This window comes from Streptomyces sp. NPDC028298, assembly GCF_055565895.1.
Genome location: NZ_JBVHTL010000007.1, coordinates 58,619 through 80,691 on the forward strand (window position 1 = coordinate 58,619; position 22,073 = coordinate 80,691).

A 22,073-nucleotide genomic window follows, 5' to 3' on the forward strand; every position below is an offset into this window, starting at 1 on the left:
ACGGCTCTTGGGGACGGGTGCGTCAGTAGCCGGTGCCGCGCTTGACCTGGGCCCGCTCGGTCCCGTGGGTCGCGCCCTTGGCGTCCAGCGTGCGGCACGCGTCGGCGATGTCCTGGCCCAGGCGGTCGATCTGCTCGCGGCTCATGGTCTCCTTGACCAGGGCGCGCATGATCTTCACCCGCTCCGCGTTGGGCGGGAGCGTGTACGCCGGCACCATCCAGCCCCGCTCGGCCGAGAGCTGCCAGGCGATGTCGGACTCGTCGTAGGCGTGCTCGCCGGCGAGGCGGAAGGCGACCAGCGGCAGTTGTTCGAGGTCGGCGCCGATCACTTCGAAGCGGCCGCTGTCGCGCAGGTTGTCCGCGAGTGCGCGGGCGTTCTGCTGCATCATCTTCATGACGTAGGTGTAGCCCTGACGGCCCAGGCGTACGAAGTTGTAGTACTGCGCGAGGACCATCGAGGCGCCGGTGGAGAAGTTCAGCGTGAACGTCGCGTCGGTCTTGCCCAGGTAGTTCTCGTAGAACACGAGGTCCTTGGCCAGGTCGGACTCCTCGCGGAAGACCAGCCATCCGATGCCGGGGTAGACCAGGCCGTACTTGTGCCCCGAGACGTTGATGGACCGGACCTGTTCGAGCCGGAAGTCCCATTTCGAGTCCGGGTAGAGGAAGGGCCACACGAAGGCGCCGCTGGCGCCGTCGACGTGGATCGGGATGTCGAGGTCCCGCTTTTCGCGGACCTCCCGCAGGAGTTTGTCGATCCCGACGACGTCGTCCTTGTGGCCGGTGAACGTGGTGCCGAGGACGGCGACGACACCGATCGTGTTCTCGTCGAGGTGGGGTTCCACGTCCTCCGGGCCGATCGTGTACTTGCCCTCGGCGAGCGGCACGATCCGCGGCTCGACGTCGAAGTAGCGGCAGAACTTCTCCCATACGACGTGGACGTCTCCCCCGAAGATCAGGTTGGGCCGGTCGGTGGACAGGCCGGCCGCCTGGCGGCGCTCGCGCCACTTCCACTTCAGCGACAGCGCGCCGAGCATGATCGCCTCGGACGATCCCTGGGTCCGGCACCCGGCCGTCGGGCCCGGCGCGTGGAAGAGGTCGGCGAGCATGCGCACGCACCGCTGCTCGATCTCGGCGGAGATGGGGTACTCCGCGTGGTCGATGAAGTTGCGGTGGAGGTTCTCGGCGATCAGCCGTTGCGCCTCCGGTTCCATCCAGGTGGTGACGAACGTGGCGAGGTTGCGCTGCGGGTCGCCCTCCATGGCGAGATCCACGTCCACGAGCCTCATCGCGTCCGTCGCGGACATGCCTTCCTCGGGGAAGGTCTCCGCGGGGGCGGGCTTGGTCAGGAACCGGTTGCCGAAAAGACCCTCATCGTCACGTTTAGTCATAAAATGATTCAAGCAGCGCCAGGGCCGCTACGGGCTAGGGACACACCCAAAGGGGCTACGGCCCGGGCCCCGGTCCGGCCCGCCGGCACCGGCTCGGTCACGGGCCCCGTTCCAGCCCGCCGGCACCGGCTCGGTCGCGGGCCACTCCTCGGTTCGGCCGTCGCGTCGTCCTCGAACGGTGACTCAGGAGTGTTGCCGTTCGCGGTCAGTCGTCGATCGCCTGGTAGACGGCGGTCCAGAGGTCCTGCCACATCGGCAGGCTCTGGTCCCCCGCGTGGGCCCGCTGCATGACGAAGATCGCCGTCATGTCCTCGGCGGGGTCGTTGTACCAGGCGGTGCCGTACAGACCCGGCCAGCCGTAGCTCCCGGCCGAGGGGCCCAGGTGCGTGCGGTGGGTGCGTACCGACATCCCGAAGCCCCAGCCCATCGTGGCGAAGTACCCGGGCCAGAACCCGGAGACCGCCTTCTGCGCCGGTGTCAGGTGGTCGCTCGTCATCAGGGTGACCGACGGCCGCGAGAGCACCCGCTCGCCGTTGCGGGCGCCGCCCGCGAGCAAGGCCGAGGCGAAGGCGAGGTAGTCCTCGGCGGTCGAGACGAGCCCGCCGCCGCCTCCTTCGAACACCGGCGGCCGGCTCCACCGCCCGTCGGGGCCGTCCTCGACCACCGGCTCACCGTCGGCGTCGTCGTCGCGCTCGTACGCCGTCGCCAGCCGGCCGGTGCTCTCGCCGGCCACGCTGAAGGCGGTGTCCTTCATGCCGAGCGGACCGCAGATCCGCTCGCGTACGGCGTCCCCGAAGGACATGCCTGTCGCCCGGGCGATGAGCACGCCGGTCACGTCGGCTGCCGTGTCGTACATCCAGCGCTCGCCCGGCTGATGGACGAGCGGGAGCGTGCCGAGCCGGCGCAGCCACTCGTCCGCCGGCGGCCTGCCGAGTGCGTCCAGCGCGTCCGCGATCGGGACCGTTCCCGGTTCGGCCGGGACCATGCCGGTGCCGAGGGTGTAGGTCAGCAGATCCCGCAGCGTGATCGGGCGTTCCGCCGCGACGGTGTCGTCCAGTGGTCCGCCGGGATCGGCGAGCACGGTCATGTCCGCCAGCTCCGGCAGGAGATCGTCGACCGGGTCGTCGAGGCGCAGGGTGCAGTCCTCGACGAGGGTCATGGCGCACGCGGCGACGACCGGTTTCGTCATCGAGGCCATGCGGCAGATCGTGTCGCCCGCCATCGGCGTCCTCGAGCCCGCGCCCTGGAACGCGAGCGTGCCCGTCGCCTCGACGTGCACCTGGCCGTGCCGGGCGAGGACGGCCACCATCCCGGGGACGAAGCCGGCGTCGACGTGACGCTCGGCCAGTTCCCGCACCCGGACCAGCCGTTTCGACGAGAAGCCTCCTGCGGTCATACGTCTCCTCCTCGGCCTCGGCCCGTCGGCAACGTACACGTCGCGCCCCGGCCTCCGCTCCGGGAGATGAGGGGCCGCGCCGCTTCGTCCACGGACTACTTGCTGACGGCGAAGCGCATCAGGGCGTGCTCGTCCCCCTGCTTGATCTTCCCCGTCGTATTGATCACTTCGAGCTTCCAGCCGGTGTCGACCCGCAGCGCCTTCGCCACGGCGCAGCCGTTGTCCTGGGTGAGCAGGCTGGGCCAGATGTCGGCGACCTGCTGCGAGCTCCCGCCGGTCGCGTCGTACACCTTGAAACTGATGTTGCGCGCCTTCTCGAAGGCGCTGCCCTTCTTGTACGCGGCGGCGACGAACACGATCGACGTGATGTGCGGCGGGATCCCGGCGAACTCGACGGTCACCGTCTCGTCGTCGCCGCTCCCGTGCCCGGTCTGGTTGTCGCCGCTGTGGACCAACGAGCCGTTGCCCATGGGGTCGAGGGAGTCGAGGCCGGCGAGGCGCACCGGGTCGCGGCCCTGCATGGCGATGGCGATCAGGTCCAGGTCGGTGCCCGACTTGCGGCGCAGTTTGCCCAGCATCCCGCCACTGCTGCCGGCCGTGGGGTCCCAGGACACGCCGATGGACAGATGGGTCACTCCGGCCAGGTCCGCGGGGCCGTCTTCCTTGGTGAGCGTGATCATGTCTGGGCCGTTCCTCTCGATCAGGGCTACAACAGCAGAGTTTGCCCGGGCCCTGGTTGGTTCCACAGACGCGGGGTCTTCTTCGCCGGCGTGAGCGGTGCGCGTTCCTCACCGGCGTGGTGTCCTCCCGGCCGGTGCGGCCCTCCGGGCGGCTCAGCCGGTGGGTGGCCGTATTCGATCGGTGCACGGTCCGAAGTCACCACCCCTTTCCGGAGGCATATGCGGCAGGGTGTGCTGCTCTCAGCCTTGCGCGGGCCATGTCATGCCCCCTATAACCGTCCGTGCAGGCATCGGTGGGGATGGCCGGAAATGGCAGGTGCCGTCGGCCAGGGGGATCCTCAGCTCCGCCGGGATCAGCAGCAGCGTCCGCAGACCCACGGAGACCGAGGACATGACCGACAACGCCTTTCGCGACGCCATGACCCGCCTCGCCGTCGACCCGGCCTTCAGGGCCGAACTCGACGGTGACACCGAGGAGGTGGCCCGAAGACTGGGCCTGACACCCGCCCAGGTCGGCGAACTCCGCGCCCTGCGCGTCGAGTCCGGCACCGCCGGGGGACCGGCCGCGCTCGACCCGCGCCTGTCCAAGTCGTCCCTGTTCTTCGGGAGCGCGGCACACGCGCTGGCACACCATGACGTTCCCGATGTCCCCACCGACCACGTGTCAGGCGATCCCGTCACCGTCGATCACACGCCTGACCAGCCGCCTTTCCCCGCTGACGGCCACGAGGGCGCCGGGGGCTTCGACACCGACGGCCACGTGGGCGCCGGCAGCCTCGACACCGACGGCCACGTGGGCGCCGGCAGCCTCGACACCGACGGCCATGTTGGCGCCGGCGGCCTCGACGTCTCCGCCACGGGTTCCCAGAGCCTGCTCGGCGGAGGGCTGGGCCAGGGCGCAGCGGCCGATGTCGGCGGCGGATTCGGTGAGTTCGGGGACGGCGGCCTCGGTGGCGGCGGCGACTTCGGCAGCTTCGGTGACGGCGGCCTCGGTGGCGGCTTCGGTGACGGCGGTGCCGGATCCGGTGGTGGCTTCGGCGACGGCGCGTTCGGGGACGGCGGCCTTGGTGGCGGCGGCGACTTCGGCGGATTCGGGGGCGGCGGGGCCGATGGCGGATTCGGCGGCGGGTTCGGTGACGGCGGCTTGGGCGGCGGTGGTGCCGACGGCGGGTTCGGTGGCCTCGGTGACGGCGGCTTCGGCGGCGGGGACAGCGGCGGCGGGGACAGCGGCGGCGGGTTCGGCGACGGTGGCCTCGGTGGCGGTGGCGGGTTCGGCGACGGTGGGTTCGGTGACGGTGGTGCCGGGTCCGGTGGCGGACTCGGCGGGTTCGGTGGGCTCGGGGGTCACGGCGGTGGTTTCGGTGGCGAAGGCGGCGGCGACGCCGGGCACTTCGGGCACGGCGGCATCTACGACCGCGGCGAGGACGGCGGTGGCGGCGGGGACAGCGGTGGCGAGGGCGGCGGCGGAGACAGCGGCGGCAGTGGCGGCGGCGACCAGGAGAACACCGGACGCCGTCCCGGCGGCGGAGAAGGCGGCGGAAGCGGCGGCGGAGAGGGTGGCGGGGGCGGCGGTGAAGGCGGCGGCGGAAGCGGCGGCGGAGAGGGTGGCGGGGGCGGCGGTGAAGGCGGCGGCGGCTCCGGTGGCGGTGAGGGCGGCGGCCACGGCGGCTCCGGGGGCGGCGACGGCGGGGGTTCCGGCGGCGACGGCGGGGGCGGCGAAGAGGGTGGCGGGCACGGTCACGGCGGCGGCTCGGGCGGTGGCGGTGAAGGCGGCAGCGGTGGCGGTGGCGGTGACCAGGAGAACACCGGGCGGCGGCCCGGCGGCGGCGGTGAACCCGGCGGAGGCGACGGCGGGGGCGGCGAAGGCGGCGGCGGTGGCCGCGCGGGCGTTCTCGGCGGTGCCGAGCGCGTGCGCGGCGGCGTGAGCGCCCCCGGCCTCGACGGCCTCTCCACCCACCTCTCCCCCGCCGCGCCCGACACCGACGGCGGCTTCTCCGGCGGAACGTCCCTCAGCGGCTCCGGCGCGGGCTGAACCGGCGCATGCTCTGCCACGCCTGCCGCGTCCACGTGCGGCGCGACTTCCCGTACTGCCTGCACTGCGGCACCCTGCGCCGCGGCGCGGCACCGACGTCGTACGCCGCGCCGCACCTGCGCGGCCTCGACGACCCCGCCCTGCTCGTCCCGCTCACCGGCCCGGTCACCACACTGGGCCGGGGCGCGGACAGCGACGTCGTCCTGGCCGACGCCAGCGTGTCGCGCCGCCACGCCCGGATCGTCCGTACGGAGTCGGGTTTCCGGATCGAGGACCTGGACTCGTTCAACGGCACGGCCGTCGCGGGCGTCGACCTGCACGGCGGCGCGGCCCACCTCGCCGACGGCACCGAGCTGTCCGTCGGCGACGTACGGCTGGTGTTCGAGCAGCCCCGCGAGGCCCACATCGGCCAGCGCACCCAGGTCGTGGGCACCCAGCTCACCCAACTCCCCACCGCCGCACAGGAGGAGGCGGCGCCGGAGGCGAACGGGCCGCTCACCGCGCGCCCGCGCCGCCGCTCCGGGTGGGCGCTCAAGCAGGTGCCCGCCGACCGCGGCGAGGCCCGCTGGGTGCTCAACAACACCCGTACCGGCAGGTACTTGGAGCTGGACGAGCGCCAGGTCTTCCTCTGGAACGCCGTCGACGGCGAGAACACCGTACGGGACCTGCTGTTCGCCTACGCCGACCGCTACGGCGAACTCGCCCTGCCGCGCATCGAGTCGGCGCTCGCCGCGTTCGCGGACGCGGGACTGCTGCGCGGCCTGCCCGGCCGCCCCGAGGACGCGCAGCGCAGGGGCTGGCGGCGGGTGGGGCACGCCGTGTACCGGGCGCTGCTGAAGCTGGAGATCTCCGTCCCCGGCCTCGACAAGGCCGTCACCCGCCTCTACCAGGCCTTCGGGTGGCGGCTGTTCACCCGCACCGGCGTGACGCTGGTGTGGCTGTCGGTGGCCGGCGGGCCGGTCGCGTTCTTCGTCGCGCAGGGCCGGCAGCATCTGCTGGACTTCGGCGGGGCGGGCGTCTGGGGCCCGGTGCTCCTGGCCGCCGGGTACATCTCCGCGCTGGTCGTCCACGAGCTGACGCACGCGCTGGCCGTGAAGTCGTACGGCCGCAAGGTCCGGCGCGGCGGGTTCCTGCTCATGATGGGCATGCCGTTCGCGTTCGTGGACACCAGCGACATGTGGTTCGGCACCCGCTGGTCACGTGTGGTCGTCGCGCTGTCGGGGCCGCTGTCGACGGCGGCGCTGGCCGGCTGGTGCGCGGCCGGTGCGGCCTTCCTGCCCGCCGGGGCGGCCTCGGCGATCCTGTTCCAACTCGCCTTCGGGCTCTACCTGAACACGCTGTACAACTTCAACCCGCTGATGCCGCTGGACGGTTACCAGGCCCTGACCGACGCGCTGCGCGTGCCGCGGCTGCGTGAGGAGGCGAGCGCGTACTTCCGCACGGGCCTGTGGCGGGACCTGCGCGCGGGCAGCCGGCCCGGCCCGCGGCAGGCGGGCATGGCCGCGTACGGCCTGGCGGTCGTCGTGGGTACGTACGGCTTCCTCGTCCTGGCCCTGCTGGCCTGGCGCTCCCGGATCGGCGACCTGCTGGAGGGGTGGCTGTCCCCGGCGTGGACCGGGGTCGTCGAGGCCGTCGTGGTCGCGCTGGTGGCCTTCCCGGTGTGGTCCGCGCCGGTGCGCTGGCTGGCCCGGCGGGTGCGGCGCCGACGGGACGCGCGGGGCGCGGCACCGGCTCCGGCGATGGGGACGGCCGTGGAGGGGACGGCATGAGCGAGGACGCCGTCGGATCCGGCCGGTGGGCCGTGTCCGGTTACGAAGAGGTGCGCGCGCTCGGCGAGGGGGCCGGCGGGCGGGTCGTCCTGGCCCGGCACACCGCGACCGGGGTGCCGGTGGCGGTCAAGTACCTCGGTGAACACCTGCGCTGCGACCGGGAGTTCCTCGCCCGCTTCCGCGCGGAGGCCCGGCTCCTCGGCGAGCTGCGGCACCCGTGCGTGGTGCGGCTGTACGAGTACGTCGAGGCGCGCGGCGGGGCCGCGATCGTGATGGAGGCGGTGGACGGCGTCAGTCTGCGCCACCTGCTGCGCCGGCACGGGGCGACCGGCCCCGAGGCCGCCCTGGTGCTGCTCAAGGGCTCCCTGCTGGGCCTGGGCGCGGCGCACGCGGCCGGGGTGGTCCACCGCGACTACAAGCCGGAGAACGTGCTGGTCCGCGCCGACGGTACGAGCGCTCTCGCCGACTTCGGGATCGCCGTACGCGCCGGACGCGAGACCGAGGCCGCCGGCACGCCCGCCTACATGGCGCCCGAGCGGTGGCAGGGCGAACCGGCTGGGCCGGCCGGTGACGTGTACGCCGCGGCGGCGGTGTTCCACGAGTGCCTGACCGGGCGCCGCCCCTTCACCGGCGACGACGTGGCCGCGCTGCGTCTGCAGCATCTGCGGGCCCCCGTCCCGCTGGAGGACGTACCCGATCCCGTACGGGGGCTGCTGCGCCGTGGGTTGGCCAAGGACCCGGAGCAACGGCCGGGCATCGAGGCGTTCCTGGCCGATCTGGAGCGTTCGGCCGTCGAGGGGTACGGGGCCGGCTGGGAGGAGCGCGGACGCCGCAGGCTCGCCGAACTCACCGCGCTGCTCGCCCTGTTGTTCCCGTTCACCGCGACGGCGACGCTCGAAGCCCCGGCCCGGGCCCTGACCCTGCTGGGGCGGGTGAGGCGCAGCGGATGGAAGGCCGCGGTGGGGGCGGCCGCGCTGGCGGTCGTGGCGGGCGGGGTGACGTCCGTGGCGGCCCGTCCGCACGACACGTCGACCACGGTGGCCAGTTCGGTGCCCTCGGCCCTCGGCTCGCCGACTCCGACGGCCTCTTCGCCGTCCGCGCCCGCGACCGGCGCCTCCCCCACGGCCGACACCACCCCCACCACCACCCCCTCGGGCAGCCCGGCGCTCTCCCCCGCCCCCACGGTGAGCGCCGCCCCGCCGGTGGACTCCCCCGCGCCGACGACCGCGAGCCCGGCCACGCCCACCCCCGGCACGGTCACGATCTCCATCGGCTCCTGGCAGCGGGGGCAGGCCCCCGGCTCGCTGGTCGCCGCCGTCACCGTCGACACGACCGGCACCTCGCCCGTGACCGTCACGGCCGACTACTACGTGGACACGCCCGCCGACCCCTACGGCCACCAGACCCGGGTGCTGTCCGGGAGCACGCACTACCCCGTGACCTTCGTGGCCGACTTCGCCAACCACCCGTGCCGCGGCACCTGGACGGTCACGCTCACCAGCACTCCGGCGGCCGCGAACGGACCGCAGACGGCCACCCTGGACGCGCCGCCGTGCTGAGCGCCGTACCGGGCGAGGACGCCGTACCCGGCGAGAAACGGACCGACATGACGACAGCCACCACCGTCGCCGGGCGCACCCTGTCGGGCTGGTCGCGCGACGCCCGCCACGGCACCTGGCACGCGCTGCTCCCGGCCCGGTCCGGTGAGCCGGTGCTCGGCGCGCTGCGCGTCGACCGTGCCCTGCTCGCGCCGCGGGGCACGCGCGAACGGCTCGCGGCGGCCGTACTCGCCGTCGCGAGGCTCCGGTTGCCCGGGGTGCTCGGCACCGTCGACCTCGTCGCGGAGGCCGGGGAGGTGTGGCTGATCACCGCCCGACCACCGGCCCCCACCCTCGCGGACCTCCTGGCCCGCGGGGGTACGGGCCCCGACGCGGGCAGCGCGGCCAGCGTCCTGAACGAGACCGCGCAGACCCTGCTCGCCCTGCACGCGGCCGGCCTCGCCCACGGGGCCCTGGCCGCGGACACCGTGGTCCTGGCCCCGGACGGCGTCGCCCTGCTCGCCGAGGCCGCGCTGGGCACGGTGCTGGGTGACGGCACGGGGGCCGGTGACAGCACGGGGGCGGGTGACGGCATCGGCACGGTGCCGGGTGGCGGCATCGGCAGGGTGCCGGGTGAGGGCACCGGCAGTGTGCCGGGGGGCGGGCCGGGCTCCGCTCGGCGTGCGGCGGACGTCGCGGCCTGGGCCGGCCTGGCCCGCACCCTCGGCGAGGCGTGGGTGCCTGCCGGCACCCCGGCGGCCGCTGTGTTCGCGCGCTGTCGCGCCACCGCCGGTTCCGAGGGGCTGGCGGCGGCCCGGGCGGCCCTGGTCGCCGGGCGCGCGGCGCTTCCGGAGGGTTTCCTGCGGCGTACGGAGCTGCGCGCGGCGGTGGCCGCGGCGGCGACGGTGACGGCGGTGGACGGGGCGGGGGTGGATGACCGGCGTGTGCGTCCTCGGGAGGGGGGTGGTGGAGCCCTCGGATCCGGTGTCGCTGGTTCCGGTGTCACTGGTTCCGGGGCTGCCGGTTCCGACGTCGCCGGCCTTGAAGCCGAGAGGTCCGGGGGTACGGAGTCCAGGGGCACGGAGTCTGTGGGCACGGAGTCTGTGGGTGCGGGCGCTGCGGGCGCGAGTGCCCGGGACGCAGGCCCCGGGGGTGCAGAGCCCAGGGACGCGGGTGCCCGGGACGCAGGCCCCGGGGGTGCAGAGCCCAGGGACGCGGGTGCCCGGGACGCAGAGTCCGGGGGTGCAGAGCCCAGGGACGCGGGTGCCCGGGACGCAGAGTCCGGGGACGCAGAGTCCGGGGACGCAGAGTCCGGGGACGCAGATGCCCAGGCTGCAGGCTCCGGAGGTGCGGAGCCCGGGAACGCGGGTGCCCGAGACGCAGGTGCCCGGGGTACAGGCCCCGGGGGCGCAGGCTCCGGGGGCGCAGAACCCGGACGTACGAAGTCCGGGGGCTCGGGTTCTGAAGGCACAGGCACAGGCGCAAGTGCCGGTGCCGGGGCCGCGGCCGGGGTTCCGGACGGGGACGGGGCCAGGCGCGGCGTGCCGGACGAGCAGCTCACCCTGCCCGGCCGCACCGGCTCCCGCTCCGCCCCGCGCCGGCCCGGCTCCGCCGCCCCGGACGATCAGGCCACCCTCCTCGGCAGACGCAACCGCACCCCCGCCGGGCCCTCGGCGACACCTGCCGACCCCCTGGCAGCGGCACCCGCCGGGGCGACGGCGCCGGCCCCGACCGGTGAAGGCGAGGACGACGGCGAGATCCTCCTGCGCTTCGGTCCCGGCGTCCCGCTGGAGGCGCAGGACGTCCTGCGCGCCCAGTGGCGTACCGCGCCCGTACCGTCCGACAGCCGTCCCCGCCGCCGCAGACGGCGGGCCTGGATCGCCACGGCGGCCTTCCTGTCCGCCGCGGCCGTCCTGCTGTGGCTGCTGCTGCGCCCCTCCCCCGCCCCGACGGTCACCTCCGTCGAAGTCCGTTCGCCCGCCGGGCGGTTGCACTGCGGGCAGACCGCCGATCTGGTCGGCGTCGTGACCACCGACGGCCGCGGCGGCCCGGTGACGTACCACTGGCTGCGCAGCGACGGCCACGACTCCGGCGAGCTGGTCCGCACGGCCCGCCGGGGTGAGCGCCGGGTCACCGTGCACCTGCGCTGGACGGTCCGCGGCCCCGGCAGCTTCCGGGGAACGGCCCGCCTGCGGGTCACCCACCAGCACAAGTCGCCCGAGGCGGAAGGGGTGTTCAGCTACACCTGCTCCTGACGGACCCGGCCACCGGGCGGCGGCCAAACCGGCTGCCTGCCGGGCGGATCACCCCTCGGGCCCGCTGATCAGCAGGCCGGTGGCACAGAGGCGCGTCAGTTCCTCGTCGCGGTCGACGGCACCGGTGTCAGCAGGCCTCGTGCCTGGACGGCGGGGAGGGACAGGGTGCGATAGCCCACGCTCTCGAACAGGACGGTGATCCTGTTCCCCTCCTCGCTCATCACCTCGCCCTCGCCCCACGTCCTGTGTCCCACCCGTGTCCCGGGCGGGAAGGCGCCGTCGGACGCCACGGGCCCGAGCGGCTCAGGGCCCGTACCGGACAGGATGTCCTCCGTCCGCAGGGGGGCCTCCTTCAGCTCCTTCGTGCGGGCGCAGGTGTCGCAGCCCGCGCAGTCGCCTTCCGCGAGGCTCTCCCCGAAGTATCCGAGCATGTGCCTGCGGCGGCAGCCGTTCGTCTCGGCGTACGCCCGCATCATCTCCACCCGGGAACGCTCCAGATCGACACGGGCGGAGGCGATCCGCACCGCCTCGCGGACGCAGGCGTCCCGGCGTGCCCCGGGCACGGCCGCGATGGCGCCGCGGTTGCGCGTCGTCACGGCTCCGGCCTCCTCCAGCAGGTGCAGCATCGACGTCAGCGGGGTCGGAGACAGCCCGGTCCGTTCGCGCAGAGCGGTCGCCGTGACCGGTCCCGGGTGCTCGCGCACCGCGTCGATCAGCCCGCCCAGGACCTCCGGGTCGGGGGGTGCGCCCGTCCGGAACCGCTGCACGCCGAGGTCCTCGGGCCGGTAGGCGAGGATCGCCGTCGACGGCTTTCCGTCGCGGCCCGCCCGGCCGATCTCCTGGTAGTACGTGTCGAGGGAACCCGGCACCGACGCGTGCAGCACGAAGCGGATGTTCGGCTTGTCGATGCCCATGCCGAACGCGGAGGTGGCGACGACCACGTCGAGTTCGCCGTCCCGGAAGCGGTCGTGCGTGCGGGAGCGTTCGGCCGCCGCCAGCCCCGCGTGATAGGCGGCGCTGTCGAATCCGAGCGCCGACAGTTCCCGCGCGTACTCCTCCGCCTCCCGCCGTGTTCCCGCGTAGACGATGCCCGGTTTGGCCTCGGCCGCGGCCCGCTCCACCACCCACCGGCGCTTGCCCGCGTTCTCCCGGTGCCGTACGACCTCCAGGGTGATGTTGCGGCGGTCGAACCCCGCGACCACCTGGTGCGCCTCGCGCATGCCGAGGCGCTCCACGATGTCGGCCCGCACGGGGGCCGCCGCGCTGGCGGTGAGGGCGAGGAGGGGAGGCCGGCCGATGCGTTCGCGGACGTGGCACAGGGACAGGTAGTCGGGCCGGAAGTCGTATCCCCAGGAGGACACGCAGTGTGCCTCGTCGACCACCATCAACGCGGGGCCGGCCGCGGCGATCTGCTCCACCACCTCGTCCTTCGCGAGCTGCTCGGGCGAGACGAACAGGAAGTCCAGGCGGCCCTCGCGTACGCGCTCCCAGACCGCCTCGTTGTCCCGGGGGCGCTGGGCGGAGTTGACGGCCGAGGCATCGGATCCCTCGATGCGGGCGAGATGGGCGACCTGGTCCCGCTGGAGCGCGATCAGGGGCGAGACCACGACGGTCGGCCCGTCCAGCAGCACGCCCGGCACCTGGTACACGGCCGACTTCCCGGCGCCGGTCGGCATCACCACGATGGTGTCGCGTCCCTCCATCACGGCTTTCATGGCGTCGAGTTGGGAGGGGCGCAGTCGCTCCCAGCCGAACACCTCGCGGGCGCAGCGGCGCAGACGTCTCCTGAGTGACCTGGTCCTGAAGTATCCGACCTTGGCACGCATGGCACTCCTGACGCCGTTCTCCGGTGAGTTCGGCGCTCGTGTACCCCCGAAAGGGACGGGAAACGGTCCGCTCGCAAGGAGTTGCGGTTCCTCGGAAGGTGCGGTTCCCCGGCCGTCGGCGGGAGGCCGGGCCCGACCGGCGGGTGGGGGTCAGGGTTTGTTCGGCGGGACGTGGCCGCGGGGTGTCAGGGCGGTGGGCCGGCCCAGGCGTACCGGGACCCCGGGTGAGTACAGGACGCTGACCGGCGGACGGTCGGGAGCCGGGAGTCCGGCCGCCTCAAGGAGGTTCTCCTCGCAGGTGATCAGCTCCGCGCGGTGCAGCGGCCAGCGCGGATGGTCGTTGGCGAGGTAGCCGGTGCCGCCGGAGAAGGCGTTGTGCATGCCCCAGCGGGCCGTGAGGAAGTGCTCCAGCCCGGTCGGGTCCGGGACGGGCCGGCCGACCCTGACGACGATGCGGCTCCGCACCCGTGGGGTTCCGGGCCGGTGCCGGGCGCTCGTGTACGTGACGGTGTCGCCGTCCGTTCGTACGTCCATGCGGGACCACAGATACGGGAGGCGGAAGCCGAGGCGGCCCAGGAGCACCGGCACGAGCCGCGAGGCGTCCATGGACCGGAAGACGACCCCGCGGCGGCCGTACGCGTCGACCGAGTAGAGGCGCACGTTGGTCTCCGGGAAGGAGCCGAAGTACGGCACGCCGGGGAGCCGGAGCCAGCCCACCTTTTCCATCCGGAAGGCGACGAGACCGACGTAGGTGAGCCCGTCGTAGGTGTCCGCGGTGAGCCCGTGCGGCAGCAGCGGGGTCACAGCCGCGGGGTCGACGGCCCAGTGGATAAAGGTGAGGTCGAGCCACCGCTGGGTGAGGAGCGGGCTGCGCACCGCTGCCGGCGCGTCGGGCGTGATGGGCGTGGGGTGCACTCCACAAGGGTGCCGGATCGGGGGCGGGAGGCGGTGGGATCTCCCTGTCCCGCTCCGTGCCGGCCGGTGGCCACGGGAGCGTGTGGCTTCTCAGCCGTGGAGGGGGATCCTGTGGCGGCGGGCCGGTGAGGGCGGCCAGCGCAGGTGTACGCCGGTCGTGCGGGCGATGAGGCGCAGGTGGGGGCCGGTGTTGCCGACGTACCAGAGAGGGCGTTCCGCCCGGGTCCAGGCGTACGCGGGTACGCCCGCGTCCAGGAGGGTCATCAGGCGGGGTTCTTCGAGGGTCGCGGCGGCGAGGGCGTACAGCGCGGTCAGTCTGGGGGCGATCACGCCGTAGTCGAGCATCCGGGCCAGGGGGTGTTCGTCGAGAATGGTGTCCTCGGTGGGCAGCGTGACGGGGTACACCGGTGGGAAGGACCGGCCGAGGTCGAGGAACCACTTCACGGTCGCGTGGCGGGGGTCCACGAGCCGTGGCCCGAGCGGGGCCAGCCGTCCCAGCATGAGCCGCGGCCGTACGAGCATCGCGTGGGTGAACAGGACGCGGAGCAGGGCGACGTTCATCATGAACCGCTCCACCTGCGATTCCGGCGCGGCCAGGTGCTCGTGGCGCAGGTAGCCGGCGACGATGCTGGCGTTGTGGGCGCGGTACCAGGCGGCGGGCGACGGCTCGCGGATGCAGTCCACCCAGTACGCGACGCTTGTGCCGCTCGCCTCCCCCGGGGCGCCGGCGCACAGCAGGCCCGCCTCCACCTTGTCCCTGAGGAGCCCCTCGTTCACGGAACGCCACCAGGCGCTGCCCGGGTGCGTGCCGGACTCCGGGGCGAGCACTCCGCGTGCGGCGGACCAGCGCAGGAAGCTCAGCTCGGCGTGACCGTAGCGGCGCAGGGGCTCGGAGGAGTGCGTGTAGAACTCCTGCGCCAGCGCGAGGCGGGCGTCCACGTCGTCCCGGACCAGCGCGATCCGCCGCTCGGCTCGGGAGGCTGCGTCTGCATCGGACATGGGGATCCCATCGGCCTGCTGTCGCGTGAGGAGCCGAGAAACCCGGACCTTGCGCGCCGCTCCCCTCTCTTCAGGATCCGTGGTGGCGGCGGGTTCTGCTAGTCATCGAGGATCCGGCGGCTCCTGAGGTGCCCTGCCTGCTAGGTCCAGTCCTCCTCATCCTCGTCGTCGTCAACGGGTTCGGGCTCCCGGCTGTAGGCGAGGTCCAGGACGTACCGTTCGGTGACGGGGCAGTCGTTCCAGGCTTCGGTCAGCCAGTCGTCGGGGGCGTCCTCGGTGAGCTGGGCGAGGGTGGTGTCGTAGTAGTCGCCTGCCGCCTGCCGGTCGGTCCACCAGGCGTGGCCCTCGTAGACGCCGGGGCGGGGAAGGACGACGTCGTCGGGGGCGGGTCCGCGGTCGAGCTGTCCCACGACGAGGATGCCGGTTTCGGACTCGATGCTGATGCCGACGTGGCCTTCGGCGTCGGCGGGCGGCTCGGGTGGGGTGTCCCAGATACGGATGGTGATCCGGACGGGCATGTCGGGTTGCAGGCTGAGGAGGTACAGGTGGTAGCCGTTGCCCGCCACCACCTGTACCTCGGCGGCGGCCAGGGCGGCGCTGTCGCCGAGGAAGGCGTCCGCGTCGTAGACCTCCAGGACGCGGCGGCCGGGGGTTGCGGTGACGTGATGCTCGGCGAGAAGCGCCATGGCTGGGCGGGGCCTTTCCGCTGGTTCGTGGTCTTCAGGTGGAGGGGGCGTCGGCCTGGACAACCGCCATCGCGGGACGGAACGAAGACGCCGGCAGGCGCACCGGCGGCCGTCCACGGCGCATACGGTTCGACGACTGCACCTTCATCGCCGTCTCCATGCTCGCCCCTCAGGATCCTGGATGAACTCCGTTGGCTTGGGCGGGACTTCACCAGACCCCAAGCCTGCTCCACGGGGGCGGCGACAGGGCCCCTCGGCGTGCTTCCTCGGTTGAGCCGGAACGAATACGGTCGTGCCCCCGTAGCGGCTTGCGGCATGATCCATGGGTGATCATTGTGCGGCCCGTCCTGGAGATCCCGAGTCATGAGTCCTTCGACCTGTGGCCGGTCTCTGACGTCACGCCCTACACCTTCCTGGCGCTCGACGGGACGCTGACGCCGGCTGACGTGGGTACCGCGGTGATGGCGCTGGCCGCCTGTAATGACCTCGATCCCGGGGACGACCGTCCACCGCGTCCCGACGACCCGCTCGGCGGTTTCCTCCACGGGCTGCTGACCATGGACCCGCTGTTCGCGGCGGGCGGGCTGCAGGTGACCGACACCGTCACCGGCACCCGTCTGGTGCCGGGCTGCTGCAGCGGGCTGGAGGACCGGGGCGACTGGCTGGACGTCCTCGACGGTGACGGTTGCGCCGCGTGGCTCGGTCACGATCCCTCACCGTCCGCCGAACGCCACGGCTCCATGGTCCGCCTGACCGTCGACTCGGGTGCGGAGACCAGTCAGTGGATCGACGTGCCCGTGGCCGAGCTGCGTCACCTGCTGGCGGCAGCGGAGGAGGATCTTGCCGACTTCCTGGCCCTGGCCACCCGCTGGGCCGCCGAGCACCTGCCGGACCACGCGGAGCACGTCGGCGATGCGGTCGCCCGTGCTGTGGCGCTGCCGCCACGCAACTGAGCGGCGCGCACCGGGCGTTCGCCGATCCCGGATCGCTCCCTGGCCCACGCCCCTTCAGACACTCCCTGTCGAGCGTGCCGCAACGAAAAAGACCCCGTCCCGGACAACCGGGACGGGGTCTTCGCAGAGCGCCGGGCAGGCCTTGCACCTGCATTTCCCCGCAGGAAGCGGGGCGTCTTTCCTTGGACCACCAACGCAACACCGACCAGCTCGACTTCCGCCGTTCAGCTCAAGATCAATCGTAGCAGGACGGCACGCCGGGCTCCAGACCTGCGGGCCTGATGGGCATCGGGCCGGTACCCGGCCTGGCCAGGCCTGTCGGTGTGCACGCTGATGTGCTCAGGCGCGTACGGATGAACGTGCCCGGGAAGGACCGCGTGTCGTGGCTGCGGTGGTCGGTGCCCTTGAGAGCGAGGTGGCGCAGGGCGGCGAACTCGGCCTCGGTCCCGTTCAAGAAGGATCCCTGGGTGAGATGCTCGGCACCCCGCCGTCCTCGCCGCCCAGCGCAAGGAGCGTGCTCGCATCCGCAGCGAGAAGGGCCTGCGCTGGGGCGGACGACCGACGAAAGTCGCGTGACCCCGATCAGGGCACCGACAACACTGGCGCCATGACCGATGATCGTGAAGCTCTGCAGACCAGCTGGGATCAGACCCGTGACCATCTCGGCGCCGCCCGAGCCCACCTCACACGCCTGCCAGACATCGATCTCTCAGCGACGCTGGAGTTCCTGGAGCACAACGAGCTGGGACTCGCCTTCGACTGCCTGGTCGATCTCGCTGACGACCTCGACCTGCCGCTCAGTTTCTGGCAGTGCTTGGACCGAGCGGCTCGTGAGATGCGGCTTTACAGCGATGCGCTGCACAGGCCCCACCTCACGGCTGCCGACTTGTGCCGCCGTCACCTCGCCGCTGCCTCCGAGCAGGAATGATCCGCCAACCCGGCGAACCTTCCCGGTCAGAGCACAATCTCGAATCCGGAGGACTCGTCCCACGGAACCGCCCCCCCACAGGTCCGCCAAGGCGGCCCAAATGCGGTGCACCAAGGCCCAATCGGGGTTGTCTCCGCTGAGGGTGACGGTGGCGAGCAGGTCGCTTCCCCAGATGCCCCACTCGTCATCGGGTGACGCGTCGATCACCCTCTCCGCGATCTCGGCCACGCCGACGTGTACTTCCAGTGTCAGCAGGTCCGCGACGGCGCCAAGGCCGTCACTGCTGCCCGTGCCGAGTCTGAACGCGGCCACCCAGTCCTCGAACGGCCCCAACCACTCGCCCCACAGACCGCCGCCGCTCTCCAGCAGGTGGTCCAGCAGGCGATCGAGCGCCTCGTCGCCTCTCTCTTCTCCGGAACGGCAGAAGAAGCTGAGTCGGTAGGCCACGATTCCCTCGTCGTCCGTGCTTGATCGGAAGCTGTTTCCAGTCGGCCATCATGCACGCCGCACCCACGAGCGCGGTCGGCGAAGTCCGATGGCGCAGCCCAAGAGGTTCATCGATTGTGACGCCCTTGGGCGTGATGGGCATCGGGCCGGCACTCCACCCGTAATGCTGGTGTGCACGCTGATGTGCTCAGGCGCGTACGGATGAACGTACCCGGGAAGGACCGCGTGTCGTGGCGGGGCGGCGAGGGTGGGGCTGACGCTTGGGCCGGGCGGTCGTCGGCCGGGCGACCGGGATCAGGAGCTGAAGCGCATGCTTGTTCTGGGCCGCTCGCAGGTCGAGTCCCTGCTCTCCTTGGACTCGCTGATCGACGCCCTGGCCCCGGCGATGGCGGACCTCAGCTCAGGCCGCGCCTCGGTGCCCGACCGCGTCGCCGCCCTGGTGCCCGAACGTGACGGCTTCCTGGCGGCCATGCCGGGTTTCCTGCCGTCGGCCAGGGTGCTCATGACCAAGCTGGTGTCGCTCTTCCCGCACAACGACGGGGTGTCGGTGCCTACGCATCAAGCGCTGATCGCAGCGTTCGATCCGGACACCGGCGAGCCCGTGGCCCTGCTGGACGGTACGGCCATCACCGCGGCGCGGACCGGAGCCTGTTCCGCGCTGTCGGCACGGCTGCTGGCCCGCGAGGACGCGACGGTGCTGGCGGTGCTGGGCACCGGGGTGCAGGCCCGGTCCCACGCCCACGCGATCTGCCGGGTCCGCCCGATCCGACACATCCGCGTGGCCGGCCGGGACCCGGCGAAAGCCGCCGCCCTGGCCGGGGAGCTCTCAGCCGTCCTGGAGGCCGAGGTCCGGGCCGTGTCCGGCTACGCCGAGGCGCTCGAGGGCGCGGACATCACCGCCGCGACGACCCACGCCGTCGAACCCGTGATCCGCCGCCCCTGGCTGACACCCGGGGTGCACATCACGTCCGTGGGGTACAACCCGGCCGGCCGCGAGATCGACGACGCCACCGTCGCCGACGCGCTGGTGTGCGTCGAATCGCGCCGCGCCGTGCTCTCCCCGCTCCCCGCGGGCAGCAACGACCTGCTCGCGCCGATCCGCGACGGCCTCATCACCCCCGATCACGTGCACGCCGAACTGGGCGAACTCATCACCGGCAGCAAGCCGGGGCGCACCTCGCCGGACCAGATCACCCTCTACAAGTCGGTCGGTGTGGCGGTGCAGGACGCCGCGGCCACGGCCCTGGTCGTCGCGGCCGCCCGCGAGCGGGGAATCGGCGAGGAGATCACGCTGGGCTGATGCCGCCGGCAGCGTTCGCCCGTACGCGGCTGAGCGCACCTGTGAATCCGCCGCCTCGCCTCCTCCAGGCCACCGGCTCTGCTCCGACACCGGCTGCGCCACCGGTTCAGGGCATCGAAAAGGACCCCGTCCCGGGCAACCGGGACGGGGTCTTCGCAGAGCGCCGGGCAGGCCTTGCACCTGCATTTCCCCGCAGGAAGCGGGGCGTCTTTCCTTGGACCACCAACGCAACACCGACCAGCGCGACTTCCGCCGTTCAGCTCAAGATCAATCGTAGCAGGACGGCACGCCGAGCTCCAGACCTGCGGAAACGATCGTCACAGCGCGGCCAACCCCTGACGGGGGTCAGCTCAGCCAGTCGTGCCAGCGGGCGTGGATCGGTGCGCACTTCCCCGATGCCCTCGCCTTCTCCGCCCGGCGTCTCACGTACGCCTCGCCCGCAGGCGTGAGCTCACCCGATGCGCTGACGTACGTGCTCGGCCCCATCAGGACCACAGGATTGGCGCACGGCGGCGTCACCGGGCGAGTGGCCCACCAGACGAACGCCGCGACCAGCGCCACCGCGACCCCCGCCACGGCACGCCGCCGCGGGGGCCGCTTGCGCGGTGGCCACTCCGTCCAATGGATGATCACGCGCCGAGAGTAGTCCCCGGCGACAAGCGCAGCCGCCGCAACCGACTATCCCCGTGCGAGCCCTTGCCCCGCGTGCAGGGAAGTCCCCTGCGGGCTGTCCGCCTCGGGGGCTTCCACCGCCCGAACGGGATCAGGCAACTCAACTGCTGCGGCACCTGGGAAGGGTTGCCTCGTGCAGACCGCGTCGGGGCAGGCGATGTCCGTCCAGGCCTTGGCATACCGGTGGTGGTGGGCGCCGTCGTTGGGCAGGGGACGCCCTCCCGCCGGCCATCGCCCCTGGTCGGCAACCGGCAGCCGGCCCTCGGCAGACGCGACGCCTCGACGGCAACCGCGGTGCTGGACGCCTCGGTGTACCGCGTTGCAGCAGTACGCCTTCCTCATCAACATCAACCGTCGGCCGATCGGCGGCGACGGCGTCTGTCAGCCCCGGTGTGTCCACCACGCGCACCCGGCTGCTCGCGGCCGGGAACGCCGGCGACGGTGCCGGCGAACTGAACAGCGCGGTCACCCACGAGGTCTTGCCGCCGGAGTAACCTCCGAAGACCCCAATGGTGATCGCCGTGTCGGAGTGCCGGTTCAGTCGCCGGCGAAGCGAGTTCAGTTCCTGGCGAAGCAACTCGAGCCGTTCGGCGTGAGAGCGTTCGGGACTGTCCGTGGCGGGCGGGCGCGCGAACTGCGCCGGGGAACTGGGGAGTCGCTGGTCGTACAGGATCATCGTGCCCCTCCCTCACGAGTCGGACGGATGCACCGGGCGGCCGAAACCGGCCGACGGACGTCAGAAGAACCGGAGCCGGACCGGGGACTCCTCGCCGGGCTCCCGGACAAAGAGCTCTCCGCCACGGCTGGCGATCTCCTCCAGGTATGCGTAGACCTGGATGGCGCGGTTGATCGTGTCCGTCTTCGTGTCACCTGACAGGCCGGCGGCGGCTTCCAGGGCCGCGGAGGACCGGGCACTGAGGTTGACCGTGACGCGTTCGGCGGTGGTGGTTTCTCGTCGGCTGGATGCGGTGCTCGCAGTCATCTTCCACGCTTCCTCAATCGTCGCACCGCCGACCCCCGTCGGGCGGTGACGGACCACACTGCGCGCACACGTCGGGCGATCGACACGCCGAAGCAGGCATACCCCGGCCTTTGCCGCGGCTGCCTACTTCCCCCAAGTCGTGCAATCGGCACCCACGAGCGACCCCCAACGATCGCCCATGAGCCCGCACCCCCGTAGCTCCCCACCTGTGCCAGTGTGGTGATGTCGGTCCAGTACACTCCTTATCCCCCGTGACGTCAAGTTAAAAACCATCTGATCGGCGCTTGTTACGCGGATTATTCGCATGTGGCATTCCGTTCAGACTCTCAACTCCTGGCATCCGGGCACAGAGATACGGGATAGAAGAGCGGCCCCTCCAGGAGCTTGGAGCGGCCGCACCGCCCGCGCGCGGATGCGCGTGCAGGCGGACCGCCATGTGGGAGACCATCACCCCGAGGGCCGGCCGGCATGGGGGAATCGCCTCCAACTGGGCGTCACCGGAGGGAAGTCGTCCGAGGCGCCCCCTCCGGCGCCCCCGCACCCCCGGATGTCCGGTAACTCCGTTGCGCAGCACGGGAACCGCCATGGGGACACCCTCACGCCGGGGCCATCACGGGCGGACCGCACCCCGGACGGTACGACGGCGGCCCACATCGGCATCACGCGCAACAGGAGCCACCCAGCCCTCCAACTGGCATATAAACAGCATGCATTGGGCGCCTTATCGGCATGCATCATCTGGTCATCCGCCTTACGGCGGTGCTACTTTGTTGCGTAGAGTCGACTCAAGATCACTAAGGGTGGTTGCAGTCGCTCCGCCGGGACCGCGCACGAACGGCGGCCGCGGCCCTTCCAACATCGACGTCGCGATGGATGGCAAGCGCATGACCCACACCAACGGCTCAACCACCCGCACCACCGACCTGACCAACGAACAGCCCGACGAGGGCCGCGGGGTCCTGATCGACAAAGAGACGGCCTCCGTCCTCATCGACGTCCGTCACCTCAAGGCCGAAGTGCGACTGGTGACCTCCGCCGAGTCGCCCACCGCCCGCAGCATCCCTCTGCTGGCCGTCGGGGTGATCGCGGTCCTCGCGATGACGGCGGTCAGCTCGGTCCTGGCCTCGGCCGGCGCCTCCGCCCCCATCATCGCCACTACAGCCGGCGGCCTGTTCGTCTTCTCCTTCGCCGCCGGGCTCTATGCGGTCTTCCGCACCCCCCGACGACGGCGCCTGCTGCGCCGACGCCGCCCGCGCGCCTGACCGCCCCGCGCACCGACGCGCAACCGGCACCCGCGTCAGCGGACAA

18 protein-coding genes are annotated in these 22,073 nt (G+C 72.5%); 7 read left to right on the forward strand and 11 right to left on the reverse strand.

Annotated elements, in window-relative coordinates; translation table 11 throughout:
- Window positions 1-22: 22 nt before the first annotated feature.
- From ACZ4TO_RS28775 to ACZ4TO_RS28790, 4 genes are all read right to left on the reverse strand, one after another.
- Entirely contained in the window at window positions 23-1,387 is a 1,365-nt protein-coding gene (locus tag ACZ4TO_RS28775; RefSeq protein WP_468025610.1) for a glutamate decarboxylase, read from the reverse strand.
- Window positions 1,388-1,592: 205 nt separating this feature from the next.
- A complete protein-coding gene (locus tag ACZ4TO_RS28780) occupies window positions 1,593-2,783 on the reverse strand; it encodes a serine hydrolase domain-containing protein (RefSeq protein WP_468025611.1) in 1,191 nt (396 codons plus the stop codon).
- Between the two features lie 95 nt (window positions 2,784-2,878).
- The gene (locus ACZ4TO_RS28785) at window positions 2,879-3,463 is read right to left on the reverse strand and encodes a TerD family protein (RefSeq protein WP_382778181.1); all 585 of its coding nucleotides are present in this window, start codon (window positions 3,461-3,463) and stop codon (window positions 2,879-2,881) included.
- A 664-nt stretch (window positions 3,464-4,127) separates the two neighbouring features.
- Window positions 4,128-5,420 carry a hypothetical protein gene (locus ACZ4TO_RS28790; protein WP_468025612.1) on the reverse strand — a complete coding sequence of 431 codons (1,293 nt, stop codon included), beginning with the start codon at window positions 5,418-5,420 and terminating at the stop codon, window positions 4,128-4,130.
- 83 nt (window positions 5,421-5,503) lie between these two features.
- Here ACZ4TO_RS28790 and ACZ4TO_RS28795 point away from each other — a divergent pair, with 83 nt between their 5' ends.
- Genes ACZ4TO_RS28795 through ACZ4TO_RS28805 form a run of 3 tightly spaced genes read left to right on the forward strand, consistent with a single transcriptional unit; the run spans window position 5,504 to window position 11,057 of the window.
- Entirely contained in the window at window positions 5,504-7,264 is a 1,761-nt protein-coding gene (locus ACZ4TO_RS28795; protein ID WP_468025613.1) for a PqqD family peptide modification chaperone, read from the forward strand.
- Window positions 7,261-8,823 carry a serine/threonine-protein kinase gene (locus ACZ4TO_RS28800; protein WP_468025614.1) on the forward strand — a complete coding sequence of 521 codons (1,563 nt, stop codon included), beginning with the start codon at window positions 7,261-7,263 and terminating at the stop codon, window positions 8,821-8,823. Before ACZ4TO_RS28795 ends, ACZ4TO_RS28800 begins: the two co-directional genes overlap by 4 nt.
- Window positions 8,824-8,870: 47 nt before the next feature.
- Window positions 8,871-11,057 (forward strand): hypothetical protein, encoded by a 2,187-nt coding sequence (locus ACZ4TO_RS28805; RefSeq protein WP_468025615.1) that lies wholly within the window; start codon window positions 8,871-8,873, stop codon window positions 11,055-11,057.
- Window positions 11,058-11,152: 95 nt separating this feature from the next.
- On the opposite strand, the gene ACZ4TO_RS28810 is transcribed toward ACZ4TO_RS28805, so the two are convergent.
- The 4 genes from ACZ4TO_RS28810 to ACZ4TO_RS28825 all read right to left on the reverse strand — a co-directional run bounded on the left by ACZ4TO_RS28810 (window position 11,153) and on the right by ACZ4TO_RS28825 (window position 15,483).
- Window positions 11,153-12,883, reverse strand: a complete 1,731-nt coding sequence (locus ACZ4TO_RS28810) for a RecQ family ATP-dependent DNA helicase (protein ID WP_468025616.1) — start codon at window positions 12,881-12,883, stop codon at window positions 11,153-11,155.
- A gap of 150 nt (window positions 12,884-13,033) precedes the next feature.
- Window positions 13,034-13,798, reverse strand: coding sequence for a YqjF family protein (locus ACZ4TO_RS28815; RefSeq protein WP_468025617.1), 765 nt, complete (start codon window positions 13,796-13,798; stop codon window positions 13,034-13,036).
- 90 nt (window positions 13,799-13,888) lie between these two features.
- Window positions 13,889-14,797, reverse strand: coding sequence for a hypothetical protein (locus ACZ4TO_RS28820; RefSeq protein ID WP_451076016.1), 909 nt, complete (start codon window positions 14,795-14,797; stop codon window positions 13,889-13,891).
- Between the two features lie 140 nt (window positions 14,798-14,937).
- The gene (locus tag ACZ4TO_RS28825) at window positions 14,938-15,483 is read right to left on the reverse strand and encodes a hypothetical protein (RefSeq protein WP_468025618.1); all 546 of its coding nucleotides are present in this window, start codon (window positions 15,481-15,483) and stop codon (window positions 14,938-14,940) included.
- 326 nt (window positions 15,484-15,809) lie between these two features.
- On the opposite strand from ACZ4TO_RS28825, the gene ACZ4TO_RS28830 reads away from it, so the two are divergent.
- Window positions 15,810-16,436 (forward strand): hypothetical protein, encoded by a 627-nt coding sequence (locus ACZ4TO_RS28830; RefSeq protein WP_468025619.1) that lies wholly within the window; start codon window positions 15,810-15,812, stop codon window positions 16,434-16,436.
- A 235-nt stretch (window positions 16,437-16,671) separates the two neighbouring features.
- On the opposite strand, the gene ACZ4TO_RS28835 is transcribed toward ACZ4TO_RS28830, so the two are convergent.
- Window positions 16,672-16,890: a hypothetical protein gene (locus tag ACZ4TO_RS28835; protein WP_468025620.1), complete on the reverse strand. Its 219-nt coding sequence runs from the start codon at window positions 16,888-16,890 to the stop codon at window positions 16,672-16,674.
- 153 nt (window positions 16,891-17,043) lie between these two features.
- Between ACZ4TO_RS28835 and ACZ4TO_RS28840 the strand changes: the two genes are divergently transcribed.
- On the forward strand, window positions 17,044-17,364 hold the full coding sequence (locus ACZ4TO_RS28840; RefSeq protein ID WP_382778854.1) for a MafI family immunity protein: 321 nt from the start codon (window positions 17,044-17,046) through the stop codon (window positions 17,362-17,364).
- A gap of 757 nt (window positions 17,365-18,121) precedes the next feature.
- Window positions 18,122-19,111, forward strand: a complete 990-nt coding sequence (locus tag ACZ4TO_RS28845; protein WP_468025621.1) for an ornithine cyclodeaminase family protein — start codon at window positions 18,122-18,124, stop codon at window positions 19,109-19,111.
- 345 nt (window positions 19,112-19,456) lie between these two features.
- Here ACZ4TO_RS28845 and ACZ4TO_RS28850 read toward each other — a convergent pair whose 3' ends face one another.
- Window positions 19,457-19,744: a hypothetical protein gene (locus tag ACZ4TO_RS28850; RefSeq protein ID WP_468025622.1), complete on the reverse strand. Its 288-nt coding sequence runs from the start codon at window positions 19,742-19,744 to the stop codon at window positions 19,457-19,459.
- Window positions 19,745-20,519: 775 nt separating this feature from the next.
- Window positions 20,520-20,765, reverse strand: coding sequence for a hypothetical protein (locus ACZ4TO_RS28855; protein WP_382778197.1), 246 nt, complete (start codon window positions 20,763-20,765; stop codon window positions 20,520-20,522).
- An 884-nt stretch (window positions 20,766-21,649) separates the two neighbouring features.
- Here ACZ4TO_RS28855 and ACZ4TO_RS28860 point away from each other — a divergent pair.
- The gene (locus tag ACZ4TO_RS28860; RefSeq protein ID WP_468025623.1) at window positions 21,650-22,027 is read left to right on the forward strand and encodes a hypothetical protein; all 378 of its coding nucleotides are present in this window, start codon (window positions 21,650-21,652) and stop codon (window positions 22,025-22,027) included.
- Window positions 22,028-22,073 lie beyond the last annotated feature (46 nt).

Excerpts from the sequence above, each read along its gene's own strand:
- ACZ4TO_RS28780 (WP_468025611.1), bottom strand. The coding sequence starts at position 2,783 with ATGACCGCAGGAGGCTTCTCGTCGAAACGGCTGGTCCGGGTGCGGGAA.
- ACZ4TO_RS28820 (WP_451076016.1), bottom strand. The coding sequence starts at position 14,797 with ATGTCCGATGCAGACGCAGCCTCCCGAGCCGAGCGGCGGATCGCGCTG.
- ACZ4TO_RS28795 (WP_468025613.1), top strand. The coding sequence starts at position 5,504 with ATGCTCTGCCACGCCTGCCGCGTCCACGTGCGGCGCGACTTCCCGTAC.
- ACZ4TO_RS28855 (WP_382778197.1), bottom strand. The coding sequence starts at position 20,765 with ATGACTGCGAGCACCGCATCCAGCCGACGAGAAACCACCACCGCCGAA.
- ACZ4TO_RS28775 (WP_468025610.1), bottom strand. The coding sequence starts at position 1,387 with ATGACTAAACGTGACGATGAGGGTCTTTTCGGCAACCGGTTCCTGACC.
- ACZ4TO_RS28805 (WP_468025615.1), top strand. The coding sequence starts at position 8,871 with ATGACGACAGCCACCACCGTCGCCGGGCGCACCCTGTCGGGCTGGTCG.
- ACZ4TO_RS28800 (WP_468025614.1), top strand. The coding sequence starts at position 7,261 with ATGAGCGAGGACGCCGTCGGATCCGGCCGGTGGGCCGTGTCCGGTTAC.
- ACZ4TO_RS28845 (WP_468025621.1), top strand. The coding sequence starts at position 18,122 with ATGCTTGTTCTGGGCCGCTCGCAGGTCGAGTCCCTGCTCTCCTTGGAC.
- ACZ4TO_RS28825 (WP_468025618.1), bottom strand. The coding sequence starts at position 15,483 with ATGGCGCTTCTCGCCGAGCATCACGTCACCGCAACCCCCGGCCGCCGC.
- ACZ4TO_RS28785 (WP_382778181.1), bottom strand. The coding sequence starts at position 3,463 with ATGATCACGCTCACCAAGGAAGACGGCCCCGCGGACCTGGCCGGAGTG.
- ACZ4TO_RS28840 (WP_382778854.1), top strand. The coding sequence starts at position 17,044 with ATGACCGATGATCGTGAAGCTCTGCAGACCAGCTGGGATCAGACCCGT.
- ACZ4TO_RS28810 (WP_468025616.1), bottom strand. The coding sequence starts at position 12,883 with ATGCGTGCCAAGGTCGGATACTTCAGGACCAGGTCACTCAGGAGACGT.
- ACZ4TO_RS28860 (WP_468025623.1), top strand. The coding sequence starts at position 21,650 with ATGACCCACACCAACGGCTCAACCACCCGCACCACCGACCTGACCAAC.